The sequence below is a fragment of the Geobacillus sp. CCR genome, from assembly GCF_052906625.1.
This window is the reverse complement of sequence record NZ_JBREBQ010000067.1, coordinates 1-6,263: the sequence shown is the minus strand read 5'-3', so window position 1 is coordinate 6,263 and position 6,263 is coordinate 1. Positions and strand designations below refer to the sequence as shown.

The 6,263-nt window shown below is 34.9% G+C and carries 8 protein-coding genes; 1 reads left to right on the top strand and 7 read right to left on the bottom strand.

Annotated features, from left to right (window positions below; all coding sequences use genetic code 11):
• The coding region (locus ACVBDQ_RS17405; RefSeq protein WP_147438213.1) for a transposase at positions 1 to 203 on the top strand (203 nt) is incomplete at its 5' end.
• 578 nt (positions 204 to 781) lie between these two features.
• On the opposite strand, the gene ACVBDQ_RS17400 is transcribed toward ACVBDQ_RS17405, so the two are convergent.
• From ACVBDQ_RS17400 to ACVBDQ_RS17370, 7 genes are all read right to left on the bottom strand, one after another.
• Positions 782 to 1,390 carry a transglutaminase-like domain-containing protein gene (locus tag ACVBDQ_RS17400; protein ID WP_014196310.1) on the bottom strand — a complete coding sequence of 203 codons (609 nt, stop codon included), beginning with the start codon at positions 1,388 to 1,390 and terminating at the stop codon, positions 782 to 784.
• Between the two features lie 253 nt (positions 1,391 to 1,643).
• Positions 1,644 to 2,369, bottom strand: coding sequence for an MOSC domain-containing protein (locus ACVBDQ_RS17395; protein WP_014196311.1), 726 nt, complete (start codon positions 2,367 to 2,369; stop codon positions 1,644 to 1,646).
• Between the two features lie 91 nt (positions 2,370 to 2,460).
• Entirely contained in the window at positions 2,461 to 3,060 is a 600-nt protein-coding gene (locus ACVBDQ_RS17390) for a GNAT family N-acetyltransferase (RefSeq protein WP_033845382.1), read from the bottom strand.
• A gap of 166 nt (positions 3,061 to 3,226) precedes the next feature.
• Positions 3,227 to 3,745, bottom strand: coding sequence for a GNAT family N-acetyltransferase (locus ACVBDQ_RS17385; RefSeq protein WP_033845381.1), 519 nt, complete (start codon positions 3,743 to 3,745; stop codon positions 3,227 to 3,229).
• A 178-nt stretch (positions 3,746 to 3,923) separates the two neighbouring features.
• Positions 3,924 to 4,376 carry a GNAT family N-acetyltransferase gene (locus ACVBDQ_RS17380; protein ID WP_033845380.1) on the bottom strand — a complete coding sequence of 151 codons (453 nt, stop codon included), beginning with the start codon at positions 4,374 to 4,376 and terminating at the stop codon, positions 3,924 to 3,926.
• Positions 4,377 to 4,422: 46 nt separating this feature from the next.
• Complete coding sequence (locus tag ACVBDQ_RS17375) at positions 4,423 to 5,295, bottom strand: aminoglycoside 6-adenylyltransferase (protein ID WP_033845383.1); 873 nt, start codon at positions 5,293 to 5,295, stop codon at positions 4,423 to 4,425.
• Positions 5,296 to 5,571: 276 nt separating this feature from the next.
• Entirely contained in the window at positions 5,572 to 6,141 is a 570-nt protein-coding gene (locus tag ACVBDQ_RS17370; RefSeq protein ID WP_318550434.1) for a M15 family metallopeptidase, read from the bottom strand.
• Positions 6,142 to 6,263 lie beyond the last annotated feature (122 nt).

The window sequence follows — 6,263 nt, the reverse complement described above, 5'->3', positions numbered from 1 at the left end:
ACAATCAAAAGCACGGCCCATCCAAGGCATGGGAAGAATGGATCAGGAAAAAACGCAAAGTCATCGAGACGGTGTTTTCGATTCTCGTAGACCAATACCGGATCACCGACATTCGAGCGAATTCCATGGCCGGGTTTGAAGTGGCACTCGATGGCATCTTGTTGGCTTATTCCTTGGTCACACTAGGGCTGGTTGAGCGCTGACGTTCAACTAGCACCACGGGTTATAAATTATCTCATTTTTGGTCAATAATTTTTTCTTGCCTTTTTTCTGCATTATTAAAATTCATAAATTTTTCTGCACTGAGATAATTAACTAAAAGATTTTGAAGTACAAAATCTCAAATAACAACATAAAACAATCATCATTTCATTGACCATTTAGCATAAGATTGAACACACACTAAGCAAAGACGCTTGGATAATTTTTTAAAAACCAAACGTTTTCTTTTTGTCACTCAACTATTGCCAACCGTTCGTAAAATTAATGGAATGTTCAACTATGTTACATAACCTTATTAAAATACTGGAAAGAGAAATTTTCAGGATAGACCTCCATGTCGTGCTTACGGCACCAGCAAATGATGAAAATACTAATTTTCGGGATAGTTAAATAAGAAAAGAATAAAAAGTTTTCGAAAGATAAATTTTACCTATCACGCTTTTTAAATCTTCGGCTTTGTTAAATTTCAGTGTTGATTTTTATACCACAGAAAAAGACCGAAATAAATCTGTCTTTTTTGTATGCCTTGTTCAACTATCGCCACCTTTAGCTTAAACAACTATAAATATTCTGGCAAATGATTTTTATACATTTCTAATGCATCTGTATGTTCTTCTAAAACAGCAATTGTTTTTGGATGTGGCTTCGCATAAATTATTGGGTAATCTCTTTCATCAAATTCTTTTTGAGGAGTAAAAGCTAACTTTTCTTCGTCAATTGAAAATTGAGCATCAATTCCCTTTTTATTACCACGAGCATCTAATCGAATCCATTTATTAAGTGTTTTCAGAAAAATTGCATTTAGAGCATGAATACAATAACCTTTTTCTGGCGTATCAAACAACATCAATCGTTGATAACAAAAACCAGTTGGTATCCCCTGCGAACGTAGTAGTGCAGCTAATAAATTTGATTTTGCATAACAAATTCCTTCTTTATAGTAAAGAACCTCAGAAGCTTTACATGTAACTCTTGTGCTTTGTATATCCCACGAATGAGAAATCTCATCTCTTACAAATTCAAATGCTATTTTAGCCTTTTCCATTTCTGACTGTCCTTCATGAAACAATTCATTCATTTTTTTCTGAATTAAATGATGGGAAAAATTTACAACATCCAATTCTTCCAGATAATCCATTAAATTAGTGGACTCAGGAATTAGTTCCACTTTAGTTCCCCCTTATCAAATATGATTTTACATAATTATACAAATATTTAAATAAAAATACAATAATGGTTTACTTAGGTAACTTCAACTATACTGCCCGTTAGTCCAACAAGAAAAACGATACTCCTTCTGAAGTATCGTACCCGTTAGCCAACCATGAAGCGAGTTTCACCACAGATTATGCAAGAAGTTCTGTCCTTCCATGGGAGCTTAGTAGAGTTGACATTTGGTTTGATGGTGATTTGGCAAAATATCATTCAAGAAGAAAGACTTCATCGCCTACATGAATTTCACCTGTTTTTATAACAGAAGCATAAACGCCAAAATGATTATTTCTTTGTTGTACAAGAGTTTTAAGCAAAGACGAATCTCGTTCTGCATTATCAGGATTAACAGTAATAATCATGCACCGTTCACAATGTCTTTTTAATTGGATCTCCACTTCTCGTCCTATTTTAATCCTTCTGCCAAACCACGTTTCTTCAATAAATGGGACTTTCTCTTTTAATGATATAAGTAAATTAGGGCGAAAACGTTGATAATTGACCTCTTTTCCCCATATTTCTTTTAATTTAAGCAAAGAAGCATCCGTTACCAATTGAATGTGTTCTTCTTCAATTGCCCCTAAAGGTACATAAGAGGGAGTATATTTTACAAGAGAAACTTTCCGTTTCGATTTGTTTTCTATTTCTCTAATTAGGTCTTCATCCCCCCAATCAACAACCTTACCTTCAGGTGTCGTTATTTCAACTCTGGGGTATTCTTCCATTAACTCTTCCCCAACAAATCTTGCTTTATATCGAACCATTTCTGGGAATTGTGTTATTGTTAAAAACTTCCCTGGTCTTGTTTTATCTAAAAAAGCATGACTACGGTCGCCATACAAACCATATTCCATTACTTTAGTTTTTTGTACACTCTCTCCATTGAAAGATTTCACAGGGTAACGGACAATTTCCTTGATATGACAGATTAACATTTCATTCTCTCCTTAAAATTAATTTTTACCTACCAAAAGTATCCAAAAAATCTACTCATTCATCACTTCGTGACACCACAGATGATAGAAGTTAACTTGTTCTTCCATGAGAATTGAATAAGGGATTATTCTTTTTCAACTCATCCCATTCCTCTCGAAGAATACCCATTCGGATGGAATCATAGTATTCGCCATTATAGTAGCGGCATTTTCTCATTCTCCCTTCTAATCGCATTCCCAATTTTTCCGCACATCTTATCATTCGTGGATTTCCAGACCAAGTCGTCAGCCCCACTCTCTCGATGGTTAGATTTTCAAAGAGATAGTCAATCCATAAAGATAATGCTTCCGTTCCAAATCCACCATTCCAATGTTCAGGAGAATAGATGACGATTCCAATTTCAAGCCATCGTGTACGCTTATCCTCCCAATAATAGCTAACCATACCTATAATTTGACCTTGATATTCTATAATCATTTGGCTTGGTACATCCGTAACATTCATTTTTTCTTCCATTCTCTTAGAAAACTTTTCAAAGGTACAAAATTCAAGCGGATAATAAGGAGCATCATACTTTTTCCATTCTGGATCCTCCACACCATATATCAGATTATATAGAATTGGCAAATCATCCTGCGTCGGTGTCCGCAGAGATATTCTTTTTCCTGTCAGCGACAACTTTTGTAACATATATCCACCCCCTATCTTACAGAATTCAACAATCCATGCTATTATTCCTTTTCTAAAAAGGCTCTATTATTGTTAATTGTTGATTTTTGATCAAATAAAAAAAGCCACCTTATGATGATAAGGTAGCTTTTTTGTACATATTTTATTTAACTATCGCACCATTCGCTCAATAACCCTTCGGTACTTTTTTAACTCCCGAGTATATATAATGGTTCTTACCGAAAATAAATACTTCTTTTTCCTTAATGAAACCAATCTTCTCTGCCACACGAATGGATGGAACATTTCTTGGATCAATAATACTGATCAGCTTATTTAAACCCAATTTATCAAACGCATATTCCTTGCACGCTTTAGCTGCTTCTGTTGCGAACCCCTTTGACCAATACTTTTTATTAATGTGATATCCAATCTCCACTTCTATACCGTCATTTATTTTTTGTTTAACAAGACCACAATCACCTATCAATTCATTCGTTTCCTTCAAACAAACCGCCCATAATTCATAACCATCATTCCGATATCTATCTTGATTTCGTTTAATCCAGTCTTGAGTTTGCTCAATACTAAAGGGGGCTGGATAAAACTTCATGGTTTCTGGGTCAGAAAAAATATGATGTAGAGAAGTAATATCTTCATCTCTATACTGTCTTAATATCAACCTTTCAGTTTCAAGAACAAACATTTATCCACCCCTTTCCCCTTTTGTTTAATCTCACGTTTTCACTAATGACTTAAGATAATGAATTCCTTGCTCCTTCAACCTTTTTGCCCCCTTAGCCAACCATGCCGCATCTATACGGCACCATCAGAAGAATCAAAATATAATTTCAGGATAGCTTAATAAAAAATTACTGGATACACTAACTAATTTCATAAACTAACCATTCAGACAATTGACCGCCCATTTTGTTGTAAAGAGATTGAGCAGCTAAATTATCCTTTGCAGTTTCCCATGTCATGTAGGCAAAATCATTCTCTCTTATATAAGCCAAGCATGTTTTAAACAGTTTCTCGCCTAGTTTTTGCCCTCTTGCTTCTGGTATTACAAACAAGTCATTTAAAATAGCCATTTTTTTCACCTGAAGAGTGCTAAAAGAAAAATACAAAGTTGCAAAACCTAATAATTTTCCATCCTGTTCTGCAACAAATTGTATTCCACTGGCAGGGTTATCCAGTAGATACTGCATCAATCCTTTAAGTGACTCTTCCGTTGGTTTAGGTCTTTTATAAAAATCCACAATGTATTGATACATTAAATTTAAAAGTTGCGGAATATCCTCTCGATTAGCTGTTCTTATAGCTAAATCCCCCATCTCTTTTCCCCTCCCATTGTATCTTTATGTATAAAGGAATTTAACCTTAAAAAATTGATTTTGCATCTTGCGGCAATTCTTTTACGTGTTTTAGAAACTTTAGTGCTCTTTTACATTCTTCTTCAGGAAACTGAAACCCATATACTTGCCCAACATATTCAGCAGTTTTTTTGAATAAGTCATGAAATAAAAATAATGAATTCCAGATATTATCATAATTAGCATCTGTATATGTCTTCTCAAAGTCATTCCAAATTTCAGGCTCCAAGAACTTTTTTAAACGTCTTCCTCCTTTTCCAATTGAGTATTTATAATCTGTATTAATCCCTATATACCATTCAAGCATTTGAATTAATGGCTCACGTAAAACAATATCTATTAAACGCATTAACAATGGCAATTCTTGTCTCCAAATTGTTTTTGGAATATGAGATCCTAATCCCCATATAAAACTATTACAACAATCGTTATATAATTTTTCCGTTGGTTTTTTAATAAGATAACTTTGTTCACTTGAAGGTGGGATATCTGGAATATTGTGGTCTTTGTCTAGTAAAACCTTTGTCAAACTATCCTTAATTAGTTCATCCACTTTACTTATGTGAATAAAATGCATATCAATTCGGTTTCCATCCATAAATTGCATTAAATATGTATAACGGCCATCGCCAATGGGAGGTGGAAAAATTTTATCTTCAGGTTTTTCCATAAGCATTACTTCCCCAAAGTGAGACAAAATATAATTTTCATCTTTAAATGGTTCAACACTTGTAACTAAATATACAATATCATAGTCTTGAAATATATCTTTTTTTATGTTTGGATTTACACGAGAACCGTTCATTAGCACTCCACGTATACGATGATCTTGCTTAGCAAATGTAATGATTAAATCCAGCATTTCTTGTTCTGTTCTCATTTTCACATATATCACCCCTTCCTTCGATACGAACGGTCTCCATATTTTCTTTTTAGCATTCCTATCCCCCAAAGTTAAAAGTAATATCCTAATTATACCATCCAGAGATTATATTTTTTATTGAACTAAACTGCCTCGTTAGCCACCCATGCATCGATTCGTCGGCACCATTAATGATGGAAGTTAATTCATTCTTCCATGGGAGCTTCAGAAGAAAAGAGCTGCCGCAGCAACCCCAATGGAATCGTTTATTCATAAAAATTGATTATTTTCTAGTTATGCCTTTTGCAACAGATTCAGCAATTCTTGTTCTGAAACAGGATGATAAAGGGCGTGATCCGCATTAGTCATTACAGCCCAGTATCTGTCACCGTATGACCAGTGCCACCATTCCGTAAAGTAATTAACAAAACCGACAGATTGAAGAGCATGTGCGAGGATCTGGCGATTTTGCATTGCTTGTACGCTGATGTTGGTTGCATCAAAAAAAGTTGCGTTGTCCGTTTCTTGTGGTATGGCATCATATGGTGTGCCAAGATCCAATTCGATACCATTGGAGTCAATCAGGGTTAAGTCTACTGCACCACCTGTTGGATGAGGTGCTACATCAGGAGGTGCTACATATTTTGATGCCTCAGCCATTAAATGATCTAAATCTTGATTTGAAGAATTTTCTTTTACCCGTTGTATTGCCCGCTCAAAGGCTCGCTTTTGAATATATAGAGGTCTGTATCCTTCCTTAATGAAAAAACGGATACCTTTTGGAAGAAATTGTTTAGCTAAGGAAAGTCTATTAGCTACTGAAAGACGGACAAAGGAAAAGTAACGACTCCTGTTAGAACTCACATTTCGCACCCTCTCGACGAAAATCGGGAGGATTTTTTCGTTCCGATGTCGAATGAATCCTTGACACACAAGGAACGTAAAGGAGTTTTTCTCTTATGAACGTTCAAGTCAAAAAGGTCTAT